This is a genomic window from Lacinutrix sp. 5H-3-7-4, assembly GCF_000211855.2.
In the GTDB taxonomy this organism is placed as follows: domain Bacteria; phylum Bacteroidota; class Bacteroidia; order Flavobacteriales; family Flavobacteriaceae; genus Lacinutrix.
The window spans coordinates 2617835-2640346 of sequence record NC_015638.1; the positions used below are offsets into that span (position 1 = coordinate 2617835).

Genomic DNA, 22512 nt, shown 5'->3' on the forward strand with positions numbered 1-22512 from the left:
GCTTTTTTAAATTATTGTGTGATTTGAAATATTTTTTTTGGTGGCTCGCCAATTACAGCTTTTTGGCCGTTAATTACAATTGGACGTTCTATTAATTCTTGATGTTCTATCATTATTTCAATATATTCTTCATCTGTGAATTCTACACCATTTTGTATTAAATGATCAAATTTTTGCTTCCAAAGTAAATCGTTAGTTCTAATAATTTCTTTTGGAGAAATTTTAAGAATATTTATTATTTTTTGAAGCTTAATTGCATCTAAAGGTCTGTCCTGATATTTAATTTTTTGAGTGTCATGTTTACTGGTTTCTAAAATTTCTAAACCAGATTTTGAGTTTTTAGATTCTGGATTGTGATATATTACTATCATTTTAGTTTAAGGGATTAGGTATTACTATCAATCTCAATAATATTAGTTTTAGGATATATTAATTATTAAATAATGGTATTAATTAATTCGGTTGGTCGACCTAAAACTGCTTTATCATTATTAATAACAATTGGTCTTTCAATTAATTTTGGGTGTTCTATTAAAATGGAGATTATTGCATTGTTAGATAATGTTTTTCCTTTATAGTTCTCTTTCCAAATTGATTCATTCTTTCTAACCAAATCTATAGGTTTAATTGCTAATTTTTTAATGACATCAGTTAATTCATTTGTGTTAATAGGTGTGTTTAGGTATTTTACTATTTCAAATTTTTTCCCTGAGTCTTCTAATAGCGCTAAACCTTGTCGTGATTTACTGCATCTAGGATTGTGGTATATTTTTATCATTTAAAGAATATAATAATTGTTTAGATAAAGTTATAATTCGTTTGTATTTGTAGATTGTTGTCCCATTGACATTAAATAGGATTTTAGAAAAGGTGTTATATCGCCATCCATAACAGCGTCTACATTACCAGACTCAAAACCTGTTCTTACATCTTTAACTAATTTATATGGATGCATAACATAGTTTCTTATTTGGCTTCCCCACTCAATTTTCATTTTAGCAGCTTCAATATCTTCACGTTGAGATAATTGTTTTTGAAGTTCGATTTCATATAATTGAGATTTAAGCATTTGTAACGCTCTAGATCTGTTATCATGTTGTGAGCGTGTTTCGCTACATGAAATTTGTATACCAGACGGTTTGTGAGTAAGTTGTACTTTTGTTTCTACCTTATTTACATTTTGTCCACCGGCACCACTAGATCTTGCAGTTGTTATTTCTATATCTGCAGGATTAATTTCAATTTCTATAGAGTCGTCTACTAATGGATATACATATACAGATGCGAAACTTGTGTGGCGTTTAGCATTACTATCAAAAGGTGAAATGCGTACCAACCTATGTACACCATTTTCTCCTTTAAGCCAACCAAATGCATAATCGCCTTCAATTTCTAAAGTTACTGTTTTTATACCTGCAACATCACCTTCTTGAAGGTTAAGTTCTTTAACTTTAAAATTGTTTTTTTCTGCATACATTAAATACATACGCATAAGCATTTGTGCCCAATCACAACTTTCTGTTCCACCTGCGCCAGCTGTTATTTGTAGTACAGCACTTAGGCTATCTCCTTCTTCAGAAAGCATATTTTTAAACTCTAAATCTTCAATAGCTGTTTGTGCTTTTGTAAATCTATTTGTAACATCATTTAATGTGGCTTCATTTTCTTTGTAGAATTCATAAATAACATCTAAATCTTCTATTAGTGTATTTGCAGTATTGTAGTCTTCTACCCACTTTTTTTTAACTCTAAGGGTTTTCATTATAGCTTCGGCAGCCTTGGAGTCTTCCCAAAAATTAGGATTAAAAGTTTGTTCTTCTTCATTACTAATTTCTATTAGTTTTGCGTCTATGTCAAAGATATTGCCTCAACAATGTTAGGCGGTTTGAGAGATCCTTAATTTGATCTTGTGTTATCATCTGTAGTATTTATTTAAAACAAAAATAGAATTATTACAATGATATGAAAATTATTACCTCCTTATTTTATAGTTTTATCATCAAAAAACAAGAATGATTATAGATTTAAGAAGTGATACGGTTACAAAACCAAGTCCAAAAATGTTAGAAGCTATGCTAAAAGCCAATGTTGGTGATGATGTATACAAGGAAGATATAACAACAAATGAGTTAGAAACTAGAATAGCAAATATGTTTGGTAAAACACGTGGACTTTTTTTTCCAAGTGGTACTATGGCAAACCAAACAGCAATTAAGTTACATACTAATCCTGGAGATCAAGTTATTTGTGATAAATATGCACATATTTTTAATTATGAAGGTGGTGGTGCTTCTTTTAATAGTGGTGTTTCTTGTAAATTAATAGATGGAGATCGTGGAATGTTTACAGCAGACCAGGTTTTAGAAGCTATAAATCCTCCAGATTTTTACCATAGTCCTTTAACCACTTTGGTAGAAATAGAAAATACTACAAATAAAGGTGGTGGCGCTTGTTGGGATTTTAATGAAATTTTAAAAATAAGAGCAGTTTGTGACTCTCACAATTTAGGCTTACACTTAGATGGAGCAAGGTTATGGAATGCTCTAATAGCAAAACAAGAATCTGCTAAAGATTATGGACAAGTTTTTGACACTGTTTCTGTATGTTTAAGTAAAGGACTTGGTTGTCCAGTAGGATCAGTATTAGTAGGTGATGAGAAATTTATGAAAAACGCTATTAGAATAAGAAAGATTCTTGGTGGTGGAATGAGGCAAATAGGCTATCTCGCAGCAGCAGGTTTATATGCTTTAGACAATAATTTGTCAAGATTACAAGAAGACCACGATAAAGCCAAGGAAATTGCTTCAGTTTTAACAAAAGCTTCATATATTAATAAAGTAGAATTAGTAGAAACTAATGTCGTAATTTTTAGTTTAGCTAAAGATATAGATGAAACTCACTTTATTAATCAATTAGGAGATAAATCTATACTCATAAGTAATTTAGGAAAAGGCAAAATGCGAATTGTAACACATTTGGATTATACAAATGCTATGCATAAGCAATTTTTAAAAGTTTTATTGACACTGTAAAATCAACTGTTTTTATAAAGTATTGATATTCATTTATTTAGTTTTATTTTTTTAAACTTAAACGACATTTTTTGCTTTTTATCGAATTATTAAGTAAATTTTAACAAAACTTAACAGTTTGAGTTTGATTACATTTAATTTTACACGTAATTAGTAACAAAGCTAGTGGTTTCCATTAGTTAATTAATCTTTAATATAACCATAAAACTTTTAAAAATGAAAAAAGTATTACTAACAATTTTATCTTTTGTAGTCTGCACCTTTGCATTTGCACAAGATTTACCAACTAACCCAGATCCGGGAAAATGTTACAAGAGATGTGTAACTCCAGATGTATGGGTAAATCAAGATGTAACTATTCAAGTTGCACCTGCGTACAAAAAATTAAAAGTTGTACCTGCACAATACAGAACAGAAAATCAAGAAGTTGTAGTTCAATCTGCAGGTCAAGAATTATCTGTAGTACCAGCAAAATATGAAACTCAAACTTTTGAAGTAGAAGTTCAAGGTCCTGCACAAAGACTTGAAAAAGTTGCTGCAACAACTGAAACTAGTACTGAAGTAATGGAGATACAACCAAGTTACCAAGAATTAAGTGTTGTACCTGCAAAATACGCTACAGAAAACTTTGAAGTTACAACTTTTGAAGGAGGACAAACCTTATCTGTAGTACCTGCTAAATTAGGAACAGAATCTTTTGAGGTTGTAGTAAAAGAAGCTAGCCAAAGATTAGAAGTTGTGCCAGCACAGTACGAAACAAGAACAGAGACTGTTATTGTACAGCAAGCATACCAAAAATTAGAAACTATTCCAGCACAATACGAAACAAGAACAGAAACTGTTGTTGTAACAGAAGCGGGTCAACGTATGGAAGTTGTTCCTGCTAAATGGGGAACAGAAAATGTAGAAATTGTTGTTCAACCAGCTTCATCTAAATTAGAAATAATTCCAGCACAATACGGTACGGAAAATGTAGAAGTTGTTGTGAGTGAAGCTAGCCAACGTTTAGAAGTAATTCCTGCTAAATGGGGAACAGAAACTTTATCATATAAGAAAAGACAATATGGATCTACATTAACTGTAGTACCAGCTAAGTTTTCTTCAGATTACCAAGTGATTGAAACTAAACCAGCTACTGCTAAATGGGGTATGAGTGATACACCTGCTGCAGATTGTGCTTCTAGTGATCCTAACGATTGTAGATACTGGTGCTATAAAAATGTACCAGCACAAAACATTACTGTAAATACTACTGTATTAGCTTCAGATGCTCAAGTTGTAACTAAACCTGGATGTGACAATGGAGATGCTAGTAATGAGGATTGTGGAATGGGAACTTACACAAGAAAAGTTGTGTTAACTCCAGCTACAACAAGAGTAATTGATATTCCAGCTGTAACAAAAACAGTTAAAAGAACAGTAATGACTCAACCATCAACTACAAGAGTAATTGAAATACCAGCTGTAACAAAAACTATTAAGAAAACAGTATTAGTTTCTCCAGCTACAACAAGAGTAATCGATATTCCTGCAGTAACTAAAGAAGTAACTAGAAAAGTTATGGTTACACCACCAACAACAAGAGTAATAGATATTCCAGCGGTAACAAAAGAAGTAACAAGAACTGTAATGGTAACACCACCAACTACAAGAGTTATTGAAATACCAGCTGTAACTAAAACTATGAAGCGTACTATTGTTGCAACACCTCCAACTACAAATGTAACAGAGATTCCAGCTACAACTAAAACAATGAAACGTACAGTTATGGCTGCGCCTCCAACAGCAAGAGCTACAGATATTCCTGCAAAAACAACTGCTATTAAGAAATCTGTTCTTTCTCCAGAAACAACAAGAACAGTTGATATTCCTGCAGTATCTAAAACAATGAAGCGTACTGTAATGGTAACACCTCCAACAACTAGAGTTATAGAAGTACCACAAAAAACGGCTACTTTAAAAACTACTGTTTTAGCTAATGATGCTAGAGTAGAAGAAGTAACAATTCCTGCAGTTAACAAAACAGTAACTAAAGAAGTTTTACAAACAAAAGGAGGATTAACAACTTGGGCTGAAGTAGATTGTAAATTAGTTGAGTACAACAGTCTTAATATAAACTGGGACTTAGGTTCGGCAACATTAACTCCAGCAGCAAGAGCAGAGATTGATAGAATTTTATTACCAGTATTAGCAGATGGTGTTTCAGTTGAAATTGCATCTCATACAGATTCTAGAGGGTCTAAAGCATCTAACCGTTCTTTATCAGAAAGAAGAGCACAAGCAGTAACTAACTACTTAATCTCAAAAGGAATTAATTCTTCAAGAATTGTTTCTAATGGATTTGGTGAGTCTAGATTATTAAATAACTGTTCAGATGGTGTTTCTTGTACAGAAAGAGATCACAGAATAAACAGAAGAACTCAATTTAGAGTAATTGATGCAAATTAATAATAAGTAAACTTATTTCATTTATAAAAAAAAGGAAGCCAACTGGCTTCCTTTTTTACTTTTTTAAAGGCTATACACTTAAAAGTTAATTGCTATATTACTTAAACATATCCATACCAGGAATATTGGGCATACCTTCTTTAGTTACCGCAGCAATTTCAGTTTCATTAACTTCTGTAGCACGAGCAATTGCTTTATTTAATGTAAGAATTAAATAATCTTCTAATTGTTCTTTATCCTCTAAAAGAGAATCGTCTATAGTTATAGATTTAATACTTCTATTAGCTGTGATAGTAACATTTAATAAATTATCATTACTTTTTTCATCAATTAAAACACTATCTAAACGTGTTTTTGTTTCTTCAACTTTCTTTTGGGTTTCTTTTAATTTACCCATCATTCCCATTAAATCTCCAAACATAATTTTCTTTTTTAAATTAATTTTGATGCAAATTTATTAAAATCAACGGTTAATAACCAATAGCATATCTATTATAAAATTTTGAGTTTTTATTTCTATATAACTTATTTTTGTAAACTCTTAAAATTAGAATGTTTATGATATTAAAAAATGAAGCTTTAGTAAATATACCTATAGCTAAAAAAATAGAAAAAAAATTAGAATGTCATAATGATGTAAGAATAGACAATTATTTTTGGATGAATGATAGAGAAAACCAAGAGGTAATCGATCATTTAAATACAGAAAACAACTACACAAAATCTATTTTAAAACATACAGAAGCCTTTCAAAAAGAATTATTTGAGGAGATGAAAGGTAGAATAAAAGAAGACGATACTTCAGTTCCATATAAATTAAACGGTTATTGGTACATAACTAAATATGAAAAAGGAAAAGATTACCCAATTTATACAAGGAAAAAAGAAAGCTTAGAGTCTGAAGAAGAAATAATTTTTGATTGCAATGAAATGGCTAAAGGTCATGCTTACTTTAAACTTGGAGGTATTTCAATTAGTCCAGATAATACAATGGCTAGTTTTTCTATAGATACAGTAAGTCGTAGACAATATACTCTACAAGTAAAAAATTTAGTGACAGGCGAAATTTTTTCAGATAAAATAGAAAATACCACAGGAAGTTCAACTTGGGCAAACGATAATAAAACTTTGTTTTACACAAAAAAAGATGCTGTTACTTTACGCTCTAATAAAATTTATAAACATAAATTATATACTAAAGAAGAAGATGACATATTAGTATTTCATGAAGAAGATGAAACCTTTAATGCCTTTGTGTATAAAACAAAATCTAAAAAATATATTATAATAGGATGTTCAAGTACATTAACATCAGAATATCGTTTTTTAGACGCTAATACTCCAGATGCTGAGTTTAAAATATTTCAAGAGCGAGAACGTAAGTTAGAATACTCTATAGCCCATTATGATGATAGTTTTTATATAATTACAAATAATAATGAAGCTACAAATTTCAAATTACAAAAAACATCTATACATGCTACAGAAAAGTCAAATTGGGTAGACGTTTTACCACATAGAGAAGAAGTATTATTAGAAGATATAGAGATTTTTAAAAATTATTTAGTTGTAAATGAGAGAGAAAATGGTTTAAATAATATAAGAATTATAAGTTGGGATAAAACAGAAGACTATTACTTAGATTTTAACAGTGAAACCTATACAGCAAGTTTAGGTAATAACCCAGATTTTAATAGCAATACACTTAGGTACAGTTACAACTCATTAACAACACCAAGCTCTGTAATAGATTATAATTTTTCAACAAAAAAAAGCGAAGTAAAAAAAGAACAAGAAGTATTAGATAAGAATTTCGATAAAAATAATTATACATCACAACGTGTATGGGCTACAGCAAAAGATAATACAAAAATACCAATGTCTATTGTTTATAAAAAAGGAATAGAATTAAATGGAGAAAATCCAGTATTACAATATGCTTATGGATCTTATGGTTCTACAATAGACCCATATTTTTCAACCATAAGATTAAGTTTACTAGATCGTGGTTTTATATATGTAATTGCTCATGTTCGAGGTAGCGAATATTTAGGCCGTGAATGGTACGAAAATGGAAAACTATTAAAAAAAATAAATACGTTTACAGATTTTATAGACTGTTCTAAATATTTAATTAAAAATAAATACACATCACCAAAGCATTTATACGCAATGGGTGGCAGCGCAGGAGGTTTATTAATTGGCGCAGTTATAAATATAAATCCAGAGCTATATAATGGTGTAATTGCAGCAGTACCATTTGTAGATGTAGTTACAACAATGCTAGATGATACTATACCATTAACCACAGGAGAATATGATGAATGGGGAAACCCAAATGAAGAAACGTATTATAAATACATGAAATCATATTCACCATACGATAATGTTGCGGCTAAAAACTATCCAAATATTTTAGTAACAACAGGACTTCATGATTCGCAAGTACAGTATTTTGAACCAGCAAAATGGGTAGCGAAATTAAGAGAATTAAAAACAGATAAAAATAAATTAATTTTTCATATCGATATGGAAGCGGGTCATGGCGGTGCTTCTGGAAGATTTGAAAGTTTAAAAGAAGTTGCATTGGAATATGCTTTTTTATTAGATTTAGAAGAAATAGCCCATTAAAAATAATTTTCTTATTTTTGCGAGGTTTTTGGTTACAATTCTAACTAAAGTAACAGATCAAATATTGTTTATGGCACAAAACAAACAAGTTTTTGAAAATGTATTAGACTTAATTGGTAATACACCTTTGATAAAACTAAATAAAATGACATCAGAGTACAAAGCTGATTTTTTCGCAAAAGTAGAAGCTTTCAATCCAGGTCACTCATCAAAAGATAGAATAGCGCTTTATATTATTGAGCAGGCTGAGAAGCAAGGCATCATTAAACCAGGTGACACTATAATAGAAACTACTTCTGGTAATACAGGATTTAGTATAGCTATGGTTAGTGTAATTAAAGGTTATGATTGCATATTAGCAGTAAGCTCTAAATCTTCGGCAGATAAAATAGACATGCTTAAAAACATGGGAGCCAAAGTTTACGTTTGCCCAGCAAATGTAAGTGCAGATGACCCAAGATCTTACTATCAAGTAGCAAAACGTTTACATGATGAAATAAAAGGTTCGGTTTATATCAACCAATATTTCAATCAATTAAACATAGATGCTCACTATGCAACTACAGGTCCAGAGATTTGGAATCAAACTAATGGTGAAATTACACATTTGGTAGCTTGTAGTGGTACAGGAGGAACCATTTCTGGTACAGCAAAATATTTAAAAGAACAAAACCCTAATATTAAAGTAATAGGAGTAGATGCTTTTGGTTCTGTAATAAAAAAATATCATGAAACTAGAGAGTTTGATGATAAAGAAATTTATCCATACCGTATTGAAGGTTTAGGTAAAAACTTAATACCAACAGCTACAGATTTTGATGCAATAGATAAATTTATAAAAGTAACAGACGAAGAAAGCGCTCACACAGCACGTGAAATTGCTAAAACCGAAGGTTTATTTGTAGGTTACACCTCTGGTGCAGCAATGCAAGCAGTAAAACAATTAGTTGAAGCAGGAGAATTTAAAGCAACAGACAAAGTAGTTGTTATATTTCCAGATCACGGTTCACGATACATGAGTAAAGTATACAGTGATAAATGGATGAGTGATCAAGGCTTTTTTGATAGTAAAAATGAAGAAGCAGCACAGAGCATTCAATATATAAAATAACACATATTATTATGTAACATAAGCTGATGCACTACGTATCAGCTTTTTTTTGTTAACAATAGTATATAAAAATAATAGGCAAAAAACACAGAATTATGTAGTTTTGTAAATTCTGAACTAACGAAATAGCATTAATGAAAGATTTATTTGAAAAAATATACAGAGATAAAGGACCATTAGGTAAATGGGCTGAACAAGCAGAAGGTTATTTTGTTTTTCCTAAATTAGAAGGTGAAATTTCCAATAGAATGAAATTTCAAGGAAAAGAAGTTATTACTTGGAGTATTAACGATTATTTAGGTTTAGCAAATCATCCAGAAGTTCGTAAAGTAGATGCAGAAGCAGCTGCAGAATATGGTTCTGCTTACCCAATGGGAGCAAGAATGATGTCTGGTCACACAGAGTTACACGAGCAATTACAAAATGAATTAGCAGAGTTTGTAAGCAAAGAAGCAGCTTACCTTTTAAACTTTGGTTATCAAGGTATGGTTTCTACTGTAGATGCATTAGTTTCTAAAGATGATATTATTGTTTATGATGTAGACGCTCACGCATGTATTATAGATGGTGTTCGTTTACATATGGGTAAACGTTTTACATACAAACACAACGATGTAGAAAGTCTAGAAAAAAATCTAGAACGTGCTACAAAAATGGCAGAACAAACAGGTGGAGGAATTTTAGTAATTTCTGAAGGTGTTTTTGGAATGCGTGGTGAACAAGGTCGTTTAAAAGAAATAGTTGCACTTAAAGAGAAGTATAACTTTAGGTTATTTGTTGACGATGCTCACGGCTTTGGAACCTTAGGTAAAACCGGTGCAGGAGCAGGAGAAGAGCAAGGAGTACAAGATGGTATAGATGTTTATTTTGCAACCTTTGCTAAATCTTTAGCAAGTACAGGAGCATTTATAGCTGCCGATCAAGAGATTATAGACTACTTAAAATATAACTTAAGATCTCAAATGTTCGCAAAGTCACTACAAATGCAATTAGTTGTAGGAGCTTTAAAACGTTTAGATATGTTGCGTTCAATGCCAGAGTTAAAAGAAAACTTGTGGAAAATTGTAAACGCATTACAATCTGGGTTAACAGAAAGAGGTTTCGATATTGGAACCACACAAAGTTGTGTAACACCAGTATACCTTAATGGTAGTATTCCTGAAGCAATGGCTTTAGTAAAAGATTTAAGAGAAAACTATGGTATATTTTGTTCTATAGTAGTGTATCCAGTTATTCCTAAAGGATTAATTTTATTACGTATGATACCTACAGCTACACATACTATTGAAGATGTAAATGAAACTCTAGATGCTTTTGATGCTATTAGATCGCGTTTAGAAAATGGTACTTATAAAAGAATGTCTGCTGCTTTAATGAAAGCAATGGGTGAATAATATATTTAAGAATACAATAAAAAAAATCCGATTCGTAAGAATCGGATTTTTTTTATTTAAACTATGCTTAGTAAGTAATTTCTTTTCTAAAAGTTTTTCTACGCTTTACAACAACAGGATCAAAATGCTTCCAAATTTTATGTATGGCTTCATTATCTTCTAATTCTGGAGTTCTATAGCAGTTCATAATTCCTTTTTCAGTAAATATTTCATAATATTCATTAAAAATAACAGCATGAATACCTTTGTTTTGATATTCTGGATGTACACCAATTAAATAGAAAACAACGTCTTTACTATTCTTTTTAGCGTTTAATAGTTTTAAAAAACCAAAAGGAAAAAGTTTACCTTTCATTTTTTGTAAAGCATGAGCAAATCTAGGCATTACAATAGCAAAGGCAACCATTTCATCATGATCGTCTACTACAAATTTAATGTATTCTGGATTTATAAATGAAATAAATTTTTTCTTAAAATAGGCTTTTTGTATATCAGTAATTTCAACAAAAGAGGATAAAGACGCGTAAGAGCTATTAAATAAATCGAACATCTTATCTGCATAAGGCATAACTTCTTCAGTTTTTGTAAACTTTAAAGCTTTTAATTTATAGCGCCTTTTTATTAATTCCTGAGCTTTTTTAAAGAATTCAGGTTTAACATTTTTAAACGGGAATCTACTTTCAGAATAAGATTTTTCAACAGTATAGCCTAGAGCTTCATAATGTTTTACATAATATTCATGGTTGTACCAAGTAATCATATTACTTATCTCTTCAAAACCTTCGGTCATTACTCCAACTTTATCTAAGTTAGAAAAACCTACAGGACCTTCTGTATACTCTAAATTATGTTGTTTTCCTATAGAAACCACTTGTTCTATAAGTGCTTTAGATACTTCTAAATCATCAATAAAATCAAACCAACCAAATCGCATTTTCTTTTGGTTTTGATTTTTTACTTCTAGCCAATTAATTATAGCTGCAACTCGACCTACAATTTTTCCGTTTTTATATGCTAAAAAGAAAGTAGCTTCAGCATCATTAAAAATTGGGTTTTTATCCTTACTAAAAGTTTCTAATTCTTGATTTATAATAGGAGGAACCCAATATTTAGAATCTTTATAAAGCGAAAAAGGAAAAGTTACAAAAGCTTTAAGCTCTTTTTTAGTTTTAGCTGGTTTTACTGTAATCATATATTAATCTTCATCATCAAAATCGATGTCTTGTAATTCTTTTTTACGTTTTTTATCGCCACCAGAACCATCTTTGTCTTTATTTTTTTTCTTACTTCTTCTTTTATTGGCTCTACGTTCTGCTTCTTCTTCGGCAGAAGTACCATTATCAAGACCTGGATCTTTATGGAAATCCAAACGGTAAGATACACCAAAGTTTACACTAAAAACTGATGGAGTATCTTTAGTATTAAAGGTTAGTGCAGTATCTAATTGAAAGTTTTTATTCCATAAATATGCGCCTCCAAATCTAAATAAATTATCTGCATAAAAATCACTTTTTATGCCTTGAGTTTCTCCAAATAAAACCCATTGATCACTTATAGACTTGGTAAGTGTTAATATATATTGAAATTCGAAAGGGTTTACTGGTTCGCCATTTACAAATACTTCACCTCCAGTATCAGATTTTGTTTTTGTAAACGGTCTATTTCCAATAAAATTCATTACAAAAACCCAACCACTAGAAAAATTGTTTTGAGTAGCTATCATGATTTTAGGACTAAAACCACTAACTCCTGGTGGCGTATATGGGTTGTCTTCTGTATCATAATTACCGCCAACATATACTGCAACAGCAGGAATTAAATCTCCCCATTTAAAGCGTTTATTCGCATGGTAGCTATAAAGATTTGGTTTTTCTTCTCCTTTATTTTTGTAAGGATCATAAACTAAATATTTTGCACCTAAAGTAAGTGTTTTAAAATTTGCACGTTTTTGTTCTGTAGTTATAAATGAGCGATAATCTGTTCTGGTATCGTTTTGGTAAGAACCTTCTAAATTAATTTCTAATTGTGGTAATAACAAGCCATATCTAGCAGCAAAGTCAATACCAAAACCTTTATCTTCTCTCTTTAAAGGTGTGTGTTCTTCGTTAACTGTATAAGGTCCAGCTTCAAACTGTACAACATTTGTACCTACAGAAAAAGCCGATCTAGATACTCCAGGTCTATTAGAATTTATAACTTCGGTATATTGGGCATTAGCCATATAAACAAAAGCAAACAGAAATAATAAAAGATAAATTTGTCTTAGACGCATAAGTGATAGGTTTGCCTCAAATATAGAGATTTTATATTTTTTTTAGGTATTAATAATTAAAATTAAAGCCTAACTATTGTATTTTTGTACAGCAATTATTGAAGTAGATTATGTTAAAAATATTATTAATTATATTACTTGTTTATTTTGGTGTTAAAATTCTCTCTAGACTTTTTGCACCTTTATTACTTAAATACTTATCTAACAAAGCTGCCGAGCGTTTTGGAGGTCAGTTTAGAGATTTTGGAAATCAAAAACAGCAATCACCAAGACAAAAAGAAGGTGAGATTTCTATAGAAAAAATGCCAAATAAAAAAGAATCTAATACTACAGTTGGAGAATATGTTGATTACGAAGAGATTGATTAAGTAGTAATTTCATTTTACTTACAACACTTTTCTAAAAAATTATGATTAATTTTCACTTTCATAATTTCAAACTATTTTATGCAACCAGCGTTTAAAAAACTCCTACCACATTTATTAGTATTTATTGGTTTTATAATCCTTTCTTTGGCTTATTTTAGTCCAGTTTTACAAGGAAAACAAATTTTGCAAAGTGATATCGTTCAATATAACGGTATGGCAAAACAGCAGCGTGATTTTAAAGCAGCTACTGGACAAGAAACCTATTGGACTAATAGTGCTTTTGGTGGTATGCCTACGTATCAATTAGGTGCAAGATACCCTCATAATTACATTAAAAAATTAGACTCTGCATTACGTTTTTTACCAAGACCTGCAGATTATCTTTTTCTGTATTTTCTAGGATTTTACATATTGCTAATAAGTTTAAAAGTAGATTTTAAATTGGCAGCGCTTGGAGCTTTAGCTTTTGGTTTTTCTACATATTTAGTAATTATTTTAGGAGTAGGCCATAATAGTAAAGCACATGCTATTGCTTATATGCCTCTAGTTTTAAGCGGTATTATTCTCACCTTTAGAAAAAAGTATATTCTTGGCTTTTTGGTCACTGCAATTGCAATGGGATTAGAATTGGTAGCGAATCATTTTCAAATGACGTATTACTTACTAATTCTTGTTATTATATTAGGTATTGCATACTTAATAGATGCTTATAAAAAGCAAACATTACCACATTATTTTAAATCTGTTGGTATTATGGTTGTAGCTGTTATTCTTGCTATAGGAATGAATGCTACAAATATTTTAGCCACACAAGAATATGTGAAAGAAAGTACCAGAGGAAAAAGTGAATTAACCATAAACCCAGATGGCTCTCCAAAACCAGTAGCTACAGGATTACCAAAAGAAAAGATTACAGAATATAGTTACGGGTTTTTAGAAACATTTAATTTATACATTCCAAGACTTTTAGGTGGAGGAATGAGTGAAAATGTAGGTAAAGATTCTGCTTTTTACGATTTCTATATTTCTCAAGGAGCATCGCCATTGCAAGCTAAAGACGCAGTAAAAACGGCACCGCTTTATTGGGGAAGTCAACCTATTGTTGAAGCTCCAGCGTATGTAGGAGCAGTAGTTCTTTTTCTTTTTGTTTTTGCTTTGTTTTTAATTAAAGGACGATTAAAATGGTGGATTGTTGGAGGCGCAGTAATTTCATTACTACTATCCTACGGAAAGAATTTAGAATTTTTAACCAACTTTTTTATAGATTATGTTCCTTTTTACGATAAGTTTAGAGCAGTAACTTCTATACAAGTAATTTTAGAATTATGTATACCAATACTTGCTGTATTTGGTTTATCTCGATTATTTAACAATTTTGAAAAAGAAGAACAAAAAAAGAAAGCTTTACTGTATAGTGTTAGTATAACAGCAGGATTAGCTGTAATATTTCTTTTATTTAGATATACTGGAATTTTAGATTTTGAAGGCGGAAGAGATGCTAGTTTTAAACAAAATTATGGTCCAGATTTTTTAAACGCTATAGTTGAAGACCGAAAATCTATTTTCACCACAGATACATTAAGATCATTAATATTAGTTTTATTATCTGGAAGTATTATTTACCTATTTATAAACAAAAAAATATCTGAAGTAAAAGTTATTATTGCTTTTGCAGCACTTATAATTTTCGATTTAGTTGGTGTAGATAGGCGTTATGTTAATACCGAAAATTTTGTATCTGCAAGACAAGTATCACAACCGTTTCAAGCCAATGCAGCAGATGTCCAAATTTTAAATGATAAAGAAAACTTTAGAGTGTTTGATGTTGCTTCTGGTGGAGCAAAAGCATCATTTTTCCATAATTCATTAACAGGATATCATGCAGCAAAATTAAAACGTTATGATGAGTTATTCGATTTTTATATTGCTCAAAATAATTTGAATGTTTTAAATATGCTAAATACTAAGTATATTATAGCTCCAGACGAATCACAAAAACCGTATCCATATTTAAATAAAGATGCAAATGGAAATGCTTGGTTTATTGAAGATTTAAAGAAGGTAAATTCTGCAAATGAAGAAATTACAAGTTTAGCAAATTTAGATACTAAAAAAGAAGCAGTTTACACTAATGAAGAAACATTAAATGCAAAATATAAAGTAGATTCTTTAGCATCAATTTCTGTTTTAGAATATAAGCCTAACTATATTAAATACGAATCTAAAAACCTAAATGATGGTTATGCAGTTTTTTCAGAAATATATTATAAAGAAGGATGGCATGCATACATAGATGGTACTAAAGCACCTTTTAACCGTGTTAATTATGTACTTAGAGGTATGCAAATTCCAAAAGGAAGGCATATTATAGAGTTTAAATTTGAACCAGAAGTTGTACAACAAGGTATTACAATCTCACTAGCAAGCTCTGGAGTATTGTTACTTTTAATTATAGGCGGATTATTTTACAGTTTGAAACAAAAAAATGAAGAATAAAAAGGTTTTAATTATTACATATTATTGGCCACCAGCTGGAGGACCAGGCGTACAACGTTGGCTAAAATTTGTAAAATATTTGCCAGAATTTGGCGTAGAACCTATTGTGTATTGTCCTTATAATCCTATTTATCCTCAGGTTGATGAGAGTCTTCTAGATGAAGTACCTGAGAATATTACCATTTTAAAGCAACCTATTAGAGAACCATACAAGCTAGCTAATTTTTTTTCTAAACAGTCTAAAACAATTAGTAAAGGCATAATTCCAGAAAACGAAAAACAAGGACTGTTGCAAAAAGCAATGCTTTATATTCGTGGCAATTTTTTTATTCCTGATGCTAGAAAAGGTTGGGTTAAACCATCGTTTAAATATTTATCAACTTACATTTCAGATTTTAATATTGATACTATTGTAACTACTGGTCCGCCACACAGTTTGCATTTAATTGGTCTAAAATTAAAAGAGAAATACAATGATTTAAATTGGATTGCAGATTTTAGAGATCCATGGACAACTATTGGCTATCATAAACAACTAAAATTAACAAAGGCTTCTAAAAAGAAACATAAAATTCTTGAAAAAGCAGTTTTAAACTGTGCTAACCAAATTTTAGTAACTAGTAATAATACTAAAAAAGAATTTGAAGCGATTACCAATAATCCAATAACTGTTATTACAAATGGTTATGATAACGAAAACATAGAAAGTGTACCTTTAGATAAAGCATTTACATTTTCACATATTGGGTCTTTACTTTCAAAACGAAATCCTGAAAATCTTTGGAAGATATTTAAAGAATTAATTAATGAAAACGAAGCATTTAAAAAGGCGTTTAAGTTAGTATTGGTAGGTTCTGTTAGTGATACTATTTTAAAATCTATTGCAGCATATGGTTTAACAAATTTTTTAGATAATGTTGGCTATGTGTCTCATAAAGAATCTATTAAATACCAAAAAAAATCTCAAGTATTATTACTTATAGAAATAGATTCAATAGACACTAAGGCTATAATACCTGGAAAGTTATTTGAGTATATGGCTTCACAAAGACCAATTCTTGCCATTGGGCCAAAAGATACAGATGTAGAACGTATTTTAAAATCAACCAATAGTGGTAGCTATTTTAATTATAATAGTGATAACGATTTAAAAAATGAAATATTAAAACATTTTGAAGCCTTTAAGCATAACAATTTAAAAGTTAATGCTATAGGTTTAGAGCAGTATAGTCGTAAAAATTTAACAAGAGAATTATCTAAAGTTATATTAAAGCCTGTTACGTAGTAGCATATTCTTCAGGTTTTAAATTTTAAAAATATATGGGAGTAGTTGTAAACCAATCTATTAAAAATACTATAATCACTTATATTGGTTTTGGTATTGGTGCAATTAACATCTTGTTTTTATTTACCAATTTTGTTAGTGATACCTATTTTGGTTTAATAACATTTATATTTTCTACGGCAAATATTTTAATGCCACTCATGGCATTTGGTGCACATAACACAATTATAAAATTTTATACTTCTTTTAAAACAAGGCAATCTCAAAACAATTTTTTAAGCTTAATGTTGTTATTGCCGTTGTTACTTATTATTCCTGGGATTTTAATAACTTATTTTTCTTTCGATTTTTTAAGTAACTGGTTGTCATCTCAAAATAGTATTGTAAAAAGTTATACATGGTATATTTTTATTAGTGCAGTAGCTTTTGCATATTTCGAAATTTTTTATGCATGGAGTAGAGTGCAAATGCAAAGTGTTTTTGGAAATTTTATGAAAGAAGTATTTCATAGAATTACAACCACTATTTTATTAATTCTATTGTATTTTGGACTCCTTACGGCAGAAGAATTAGTACTTTGTATGGTTGCCGTTTATGTACTTAGAATGTTAATTATGAGTGCTTATGCCTTTAGTTTAAGGTTTCCTATTTTTAAAAGTTTTAAAATTTATAACGGAATTAAAATAATAAAATATGCAGCCTTAATAATTGTTGCAGGTTCTGTAGCCAATATGATTTTAGAAATAGATAAATTCATGATTGGTAAATATGTAACCATAGAAAATGTAGCGTATTACGGTGTTGCTATTTACATTGCAACAGTTATAGGAGTTCCAGCTAGAGCAATGCAGCAAATAACGTACCCATTAACAGCTAAGTTGTTAAATAATAAAAATAATAAAGAGTTAAGCCTACTTTATAGAAAAAGCTCATTAAACCTTTTTATTATTGGTGGCTTTATTTTTTTACTAATTATTTTAAATATAAATCAACTTTATAAACTTTTACCAACCGATTATAGCGAGGGTTTAATAGTTGTTTTTGTAATAGGTATATCAAAACTTTTTGATACTATTTTAGGAAATAATAATGCCATTTTATTTTATAGTGATTATTATAGAGTAGTATTGTTAATGGGCGTGTTTTTAGTAATAGTTACCGTTTTATTAAATGTATATTTTATTCCAAACTATGGTATAAATGGAGCTTCTTATGCAACAGCACTAGCTATATTTTTATATAATATTATAAAACTAGGCTTTGTTCATTTTAAAATGAAAATGCAACCATTTACAGTAGCAACAGGTAAAACATTTTGTTTAATTATTGCATGTGTTTTAGCATTTTATTTTTGGGATTTTAGGTTTCATTCTTTATTAAATATTGCTGTAAAATCTCTGTTGCTAGCTATTTGTTATGGCTTTATTGTGTACAGGTTTAATCTTTCAGAAGATGTTACAAGTTTGATAAATAAACTTATAAAACGCTAAAAATCCTGCTAAAATGTTTTGGGAGCACATTATAACAGGATTTTATTTTTTCTGTGTAAATACAGAAAATTCTATATTTTAACCTCTACGGTTTCTTGAGTTTCTAGACGTACTTTTAGAACGTGAACTTGAGCTTCTAGAACTTTTACTTTGTACTTTACTACTTTTTCTAGGTGTAGATTTTACAGCACTTCTAGTTTGTTTTGTTCTAGTAGAACTAGGCCTTACATTTTTAGTTCTAGTACTTTTAGTTCTAACACTAGAACGCGTTTTTGGTGTTGCCGCTTTTGTATTACTTCTTACATTTCCACGCGTATTACTTTTTATTCTAGTAGATGTACTTTTTCTAGTTGTACTGCTTTTAGCTTTAGCATTACTATTATTACGTTGCCCACCAATAACAGTATTATATCTTGTTCTAGATCTTGGAGCTGTAGCCGTATTATTACGCGTTCTAGATCTTGAGTTGGTAACATTTGCATTACTTCTTCTTGTATGGTTTGCTTTAACGCGGCCATTGGTTCTTGAAGCATAACTTCTATTTCTTACTACAGTATTTCCTCGTCTGCTTGCAACAGCAGTAGTTCTGCGGTAGTTGTTTCTATAAGGTCTATCGTATCTATAACGAATAGGTGTATAATATTGTCTGTATGGTCTATTATATACTACACAGTAATTTACAGGAGGAATAGCATAAAATCTATGCCAAGGTCTATAAACATAAGCTCTGTTGTAAACATTTATAAAACCAGTATAATGAGAAAATACATTATATGTATTATAGTGAACATATAAACCTCCAACACGAGAAATGTAACCTCTGTTATTATAGTTTATAAAAACATCACCAGCCTGTACAATTCTACCATAGTGGTCGTAAAATATTGGAGTATTTTCAATTTGAATAACGGCGCCAAACTCATCATACTGTACATAAGCGCTATAATCGTAACCTGTATTAAAACTAATATTTACATTATTGGTATTAACTGAAACAGCAACATTTGGACCATAATTAGGCATATAGAAATCAAATTGACCATCTGCATAAACAGAGAATTCTATACCTTGTTCATTAAATATAAAAGATTTACCATAACCTCTATAAGCATTTGTAGTATTGGTTTCTATAGATTTTAGCGTGTTAGTATTGTCTGCATTTACAGTAAAACTCGTAAAAAGTAATGCTGAAAAAAAGTACATTAATTGTTTCATAATAATTCGTTTTTAAGATTGAATATTAAGTAAAATACAAGCATCGTGCCAAAATCGAAAACGTGTATGTTTTGTAAACCGAAGAAATACACGTAGTTTCGCAGTATACTTATAATTAAGCAGTAAAATATGTCTTTTAAAAAATTGAATCCTGAAATTTTAGAAGCTTTAGAAACTAATGGTTTTGAAGCTCCAACACCTTTTCAAAAAAATGTAATACCTATTATAAAAGGTGGTGCAAATGTTTTTTGTATTGGAAATAAAGGCTGCGGAAAAACAACAGCAATTATTATTAGTGTAATGCAAAAATTAAAATGTAAGGCTGAAGGTGATGCTCCTAGAGCTTTAATTTTAGTTGAAACTAAAGCTGATGCCTTAAAATTAAAAGAAGAATTTGAAAAATTTACAAGACGAACAGATTTAAGGATTTATACCGCTTACGACGAGCAAACTTTAGAGCAACAACGTGAAGAAGTTTATTATGGTCAAGATATTTTAATAGCTACGCCAAAACGCTTAAACAAGCTTTATTTATTAAATAGTTTAGATTTAAGCCAATTAAAAATGTACATTTTAGAAGATGCAGAATTTGCAGAAAAAGGCGCTTATTTTGCAGCAATAAACCGTATTCCAGAAAGTATAGACAAATGTCAATACCTAATATTTGCCGAAAAACTAACACCTAGATTAAAGCGTTTTGAAGACACCTTTATGTTTTTACCTCAGGTAATAAAACAATAAAAAAATCCCATAAGCCTTTAGGTTTATGGGATTTTTTAATTCTAAATAATTAAATATCTATTGTTTTGGTTTTACTGTTTTAATTTTTTTCTTTTTTAAAACTTTACCATCTTTTTTATAGTAGTAGTGACCGTTATTTGTATTCCAGTTGCTACCTTGATTATTAGAGTGATTACCAGGACTAGTTTGTATTAAATTACCCTGATGTTTATTTCTAAAATTTACAAAACCAGTTGTTTTAATAATTTGCCCGAAACGGTTATACTTTATACGTAAACCACCAACTTGTGTTAACCAACCTTTACGGTTATATTTCATGTAAACACTACCTAAACGTTTTACCTGGTTGTAACGGTTATAGTTTACAAATACATTACCAACACGTCTTACTTTACCATCGTTATCATGCGTTACAATTACACCGCGACTTCTTGGAGTAGAGTAAGTAACTTGAGTTCCTGGTGCACCAAATGTTCTATTAACACCACTACGTTTTGTGTTTGTATTTCTATAATAACCATCATTATAATTATTATGGTTAGATTCTATATTTGTATTAAAATCGAATGCGCCATCTGGAAAAATTAAAAATTCTACACCGCGCTCAATAAATTGAATAGGTTCAATAAAATTATAATTGTTATTACTAATTCTATTTTCTAATTGTTTAACTTTATTTAAAGATTTCTCTTTTTTTTCAGTTGCTGTTACAGTTGTTAATCCCATTAACAATCCTGTAAATAATAGTACTAATTTTTTCATAGTATTACGGTATTAAATTTATGCGTATTTCTGAGCGTTTCAGAAAAGCTTAAAAGCCTACGCGATTTGTTATATACGTTTTCAATATACGTGCCAAACTGTAAAAGTGTTATTTTTACTAGGTGTTTCAGCCTATTTTAAATAGAGTTTAGTTATTGTTTAAGTTTTTCAAAATTGGTTTTTTATACTATATTTACATGTAGAAACCAACCCAATGTCTTTAGAATATAAAAGCTGCAAAAACTGCGATTCTAATTTTAGAAGTAGTTATAAATACTGTCCAGAGTGTGGCATGAAATCTAAAGAAGAACTTACCTTAGGTGTACTTTTTTACAATACAATAAATAACTATTTACTTTACGACTCTAAGTTTTTTAAAAGTTTTATACCATTAATGGTTAAACCAGGTTTTTTGGCTAATAAATTTATAGCTGGAAAGCGTTTGTCTTTTTTACATCCTGCCCAATTGTACTTGTTTGTAACTTTTATTTTCTTTTTTATGTTCTCGTTTGTAACCAATAAGCAAGAATTAAAACTAAATCAAGAATTTAATAAAGCAACTACAGAAATTAAAAATGAATTAGAAGCTCAAAAAAGTGATTCTTTAAATAGAATAGAATTGTATAACACTTTAAAAAAAACACAGCAGTTTACAGGACAAAATGATAAAGTAATAGATTCTATTGTTGCAAATACAGATTTTAGTAAATCTAAAAATAAAATTAGTTTTGGTTACGATGTAAAAAAAGTAGATTCTTTATTAGAAATTAATGCACCTAAAAATGATATTTATCTAGAAATGGGTATGCATGAAAACCCTTACTGGATAGAGAAAATAATCTATCCACAAGTTTTAAAATTTCATCAAGAGCAAAATATAGGAACCATTTGGAATTCTATGATAAAAGCAACGCCAATAGCTCTATTTATACTTTTACCAATATTCGCATTATTATTAAAAATTTTCTATTATAATAAAGGAAAATATGCATACCATTTAGTATTTACATTTTACTTTTTTTCTTATTTGTTTGTAGTATTTAGTATTCTTTTAATTGCCGATTTTATAACTACAGTACCAGGTTGGATAGATTTATTAATATTACTATCTACTTTTATATACTTGGTAATTGCATTAAAAAAGTTTTATAATCAAGGTTGGTTTTTAAGTTATTTAAAAAGTGCTTTAATTACTTTTTTCTTTTTAATATTTGTAATGCCTATAGCTTTTGTAGCACTTGGTTTTATTACTTTTTTACTATACTAA

19 protein-coding genes are annotated in these 22512 nt (G+C 29.7%); 11 read left to right on the top strand and 8 right to left on the bottom strand.

The genetic code is table 11. The features are described 5' to 3' along the window. Positions 1–11: 11 nt before the first annotated feature. From LACAL_RS11800 to prfB, 3 genes are all read right to left on the bottom strand, one after another. Positions 12–371 (bottom strand): ArsC/Spx/MgsR family protein, encoded by a 360-nt coding sequence (locus LACAL_RS11800; protein ID WP_013870974.1) that lies wholly within the window; start codon positions 369–371, stop codon positions 12–14. 65 nt (positions 372–436) lie between these two features. Continuing rightward, complete coding sequence (gene arsC, locus LACAL_RS11805) at positions 437–778, bottom strand: arsenate reductase (glutaredoxin) (RefSeq protein ID WP_013870975.1); 342 nt, start codon at positions 776–778, stop codon at positions 437–439. A gap of 30 nt (positions 779–808) precedes the next feature. Further along, positions 809–1919, bottom strand: a protein-coding gene (gene prfB / locus LACAL_RS11810; protein WP_013870976.1) for a peptide chain release factor 2 whose coding sequence is annotated in 2 segments (ribosomal slippage) — positions 809–1855 and positions 1857–1919 — 1110 coding nt in all. Because the reading frame shifts where the segments join, the coding sequence is not laid out codon by codon here. Between the two features lie 93 nt (positions 1920–2012). Here prfB and LACAL_RS11815 point away from each other — a divergent pair. Both LACAL_RS11815 and LACAL_RS11820 read left to right on the top strand, forming a co-directional pair. After that, positions 2013–3032 (top strand): low specificity L-threonine aldolase, encoded by a 1020-nt coding sequence (locus tag LACAL_RS11815; RefSeq protein ID WP_013870977.1) that lies wholly within the window; start codon positions 2013–2015, stop codon positions 3030–3032. Positions 3033–3248: 216 nt separating this feature from the next. After that, complete coding sequence (locus tag LACAL_RS11820; RefSeq protein WP_013870978.1) at positions 3249–5480, top strand: OmpA family protein; 2232 nt, start codon at positions 3249–3251, stop codon at positions 5478–5480. A 97-nt stretch (positions 5481–5577) separates the two neighbouring features. Here the strand turns inward: LACAL_RS11820 and LACAL_RS11825 are convergent, their stop codons facing one another. Further along, positions 5578–5901 carry a YbaB/EbfC family nucleoid-associated protein gene (locus LACAL_RS11825; protein ID WP_013870979.1) on the bottom strand — a complete coding sequence of 108 codons (324 nt, stop codon included), beginning with the start codon at positions 5899–5901 and terminating at the stop codon, positions 5578–5580. A gap of 131 nt (positions 5902–6032) precedes the next feature. On the opposite strand from LACAL_RS11825, the gene LACAL_RS11830 reads away from it, so the two are divergent. The 3 genes from LACAL_RS11830 to LACAL_RS11840 all read left to right on the top strand — a co-directional run bounded on the left by LACAL_RS11830 (position 6033) and on the right by LACAL_RS11840 (position 10616). Further along, a complete protein-coding gene (locus LACAL_RS11830) occupies positions 6033–8111 on the top strand; it encodes a S9 family peptidase (protein WP_013870980.1) in 2079 nt (692 codons plus the stop codon). A 70-nt stretch (positions 8112–8181) separates the two neighbouring features. Further along, complete coding sequence (locus LACAL_RS11835; RefSeq protein ID WP_013870981.1) at positions 8182–9222, top strand: PLP-dependent cysteine synthase family protein; 1041 nt, start codon at positions 8182–8184, stop codon at positions 9220–9222. A gap of 134 nt (positions 9223–9356) precedes the next feature. Further along, entirely contained in the window at positions 9357–10616 is a 1260-nt protein-coding gene (locus tag LACAL_RS11840; RefSeq protein WP_013870982.1) for an aminotransferase class I/II-fold pyridoxal phosphate-dependent enzyme, read from the top strand. 67 nt (positions 10617–10683) lie between these two features. On the opposite strand, the gene LACAL_RS11845 is transcribed toward LACAL_RS11840, so the two are convergent. Further along, positions 10684–11808 (bottom strand): hypothetical protein, encoded by a 1125-nt coding sequence (locus tag LACAL_RS11845; RefSeq protein WP_013870983.1) that lies wholly within the window; start codon positions 11806–11808, stop codon positions 10684–10686. Between the two features lie 3 nt (positions 11809–11811). Continuing rightward, positions 11812–12888, bottom strand: coding sequence for a transporter (locus LACAL_RS11850; protein WP_013870984.1), 1077 nt, complete (start codon positions 12886–12888; stop codon positions 11812–11814). Between the two features lie 110 nt (positions 12889–12998). On the opposite strand from LACAL_RS11850, the gene LACAL_RS11855 reads away from it, so the two are divergent. The 4 genes from LACAL_RS11855 (at position 12999) to LACAL_RS11870 (ending at position 18527) form a co-directional block, all read left to right on the top strand. Beyond that, complete coding sequence (locus LACAL_RS11855; RefSeq protein ID WP_013870985.1) at positions 12999–13256, top strand: DUF4834 family protein; 258 nt, start codon at positions 12999–13001, stop codon at positions 13254–13256. A 78-nt stretch (positions 13257–13334) separates the two neighbouring features. Continuing rightward, complete coding sequence (locus tag LACAL_RS11860; RefSeq protein WP_013870986.1) at positions 13335–15752, top strand: YfhO family protein; 2418 nt, start codon at positions 13335–13337, stop codon at positions 15750–15752. Then, positions 15742–17037 carry a glycosyltransferase family 4 protein gene (locus LACAL_RS11865; RefSeq protein ID WP_013870987.1) on the top strand — a complete coding sequence of 432 codons (1296 nt, stop codon included), beginning with the start codon at positions 15742–15744 and terminating at the stop codon, positions 17035–17037. Before LACAL_RS11860 ends, LACAL_RS11865 begins: the two co-directional genes overlap by 11 nt. Positions 17038–17072: 35 nt before the next feature. Continuing rightward, complete coding sequence (locus tag LACAL_RS11870; RefSeq protein WP_013870988.1) at positions 17073–18527, top strand: lipopolysaccharide biosynthesis protein; 1455 nt, start codon at positions 17073–17075, stop codon at positions 18525–18527. 78 nt (positions 18528–18605) lie between these two features. Here the strand turns inward: LACAL_RS11870 and LACAL_RS11875 are convergent, their stop codons facing one another. Beyond that, positions 18606–19742: a hypothetical protein gene (locus LACAL_RS11875; RefSeq protein WP_013870989.1), complete on the bottom strand. Its 1137-nt coding sequence runs from the start codon at positions 19740–19742 to the stop codon at positions 18606–18608. Positions 19743–19871: 129 nt separating this feature from the next. On the opposite strand from LACAL_RS11875, the gene LACAL_RS11880 reads away from it, so the two are divergent. Next, a complete protein-coding gene (locus LACAL_RS11880; RefSeq protein WP_013870990.1) occupies positions 19872–20483 on the top strand; it encodes a DEAD/DEAH box helicase in 612 nt (203 codons plus the stop codon). A 57-nt stretch (positions 20484–20540) separates the two neighbouring features. Here the strand turns inward: LACAL_RS11880 and LACAL_RS11885 are convergent, their stop codons facing one another. After that, a complete protein-coding gene (locus tag LACAL_RS11885; RefSeq protein ID WP_013870991.1) occupies positions 20541–21245 on the bottom strand; it encodes a hypothetical protein in 705 nt (234 codons plus the stop codon). 214 nt (positions 21246–21459) lie between these two features. On the opposite strand from LACAL_RS11885, the gene LACAL_RS11890 reads away from it, so the two are divergent. Further along, positions 21460–22512, top strand: a complete 1053-nt coding sequence (locus LACAL_RS11890; protein ID WP_013870992.1) for a DUF3667 domain-containing protein — start codon at positions 21460–21462, stop codon at positions 22510–22512.

Excerpts from the sequence above, each read along its gene's own strand:
- LACAL_RS11800 (WP_013870974.1), bottom strand. The coding sequence starts at position 371 with ATGATAGTAATATATCACAATCCAGAATCTAAAAACTCAAAATCTGGT.
- arsC (WP_013870975.1), bottom strand. The coding sequence starts at position 778 with ATGATAAAAATATACCACAATCCTAGATGCAGTAAATCACGACAAGGT.
- LACAL_RS11815 (WP_013870977.1), top strand. The coding sequence starts at position 2,013 with ATGATTATAGATTTAAGAAGTGATACGGTTACAAAACCAAGTCCAAAA.
- LACAL_RS11820 (WP_013870978.1), top strand. The coding sequence starts at position 3,249 with ATGAAAAAAGTATTACTAACAATTTTATCTTTTGTAGTCTGCACCTTT.
- LACAL_RS11825 (WP_013870979.1), bottom strand. The coding sequence starts at position 5,901 with ATGTTTGGAGATTTAATGGGAATGATGGGTAAATTAAAAGAAACCCAA.
- LACAL_RS11830 (WP_013870980.1), top strand. The coding sequence starts at position 6,033 with ATGTTTATGATATTAAAAAATGAAGCTTTAGTAAATATACCTATAGCT.
- LACAL_RS11835 (WP_013870981.1), top strand. The coding sequence starts at position 8,182 with ATGGCACAAAACAAACAAGTTTTTGAAAATGTATTAGACTTAATTGGT.
- LACAL_RS11840 (WP_013870982.1), top strand. The coding sequence starts at position 9,357 with ATGAAAGATTTATTTGAAAAAATATACAGAGATAAAGGACCATTAGGT.
- LACAL_RS11845 (WP_013870983.1), bottom strand. The coding sequence starts at position 11,808 with ATGATTACAGTAAAACCAGCTAAAACTAAAAAAGAGCTTAAAGCTTTT.
- LACAL_RS11850 (WP_013870984.1), bottom strand. The coding sequence starts at position 12,888 with ATGCGTCTAAGACAAATTTATCTTTTATTATTTCTGTTTGCTTTTGTT.
- LACAL_RS11855 (WP_013870985.1), top strand. The coding sequence starts at position 12,999 with ATGTTAAAAATATTATTAATTATATTACTTGTTTATTTTGGTGTTAAA.
- LACAL_RS11860 (WP_013870986.1), top strand. The coding sequence starts at position 13,335 with ATGCAACCAGCGTTTAAAAAACTCCTACCACATTTATTAGTATTTATT.
- LACAL_RS11865 (WP_013870987.1), top strand. The coding sequence starts at position 15,742 with ATGAAGAATAAAAAGGTTTTAATTATTACATATTATTGGCCACCAGCT.
- LACAL_RS11870 (WP_013870988.1), top strand. The coding sequence starts at position 17,073 with ATGGGAGTAGTTGTAAACCAATCTATTAAAAATACTATAATCACTTAT.
- LACAL_RS11875 (WP_013870989.1), bottom strand. The coding sequence starts at position 19,742 with ATGAAACAATTAATGTACTTTTTTTCAGCATTACTTTTTACGAGTTTT.
- LACAL_RS11880 (WP_013870990.1), top strand. The coding sequence starts at position 19,872 with ATGTCTTTTAAAAAATTGAATCCTGAAATTTTAGAAGCTTTAGAAACT.
- LACAL_RS11885 (WP_013870991.1), bottom strand. The coding sequence starts at position 21,245 with ATGAAAAAATTAGTACTATTATTTACAGGATTGTTAATGGGATTAACA.
- LACAL_RS11890 (WP_013870992.1), top strand. The coding sequence starts at position 21,460 with ATGTCTTTAGAATATAAAAGCTGCAAAAACTGCGATTCTAATTTTAGA.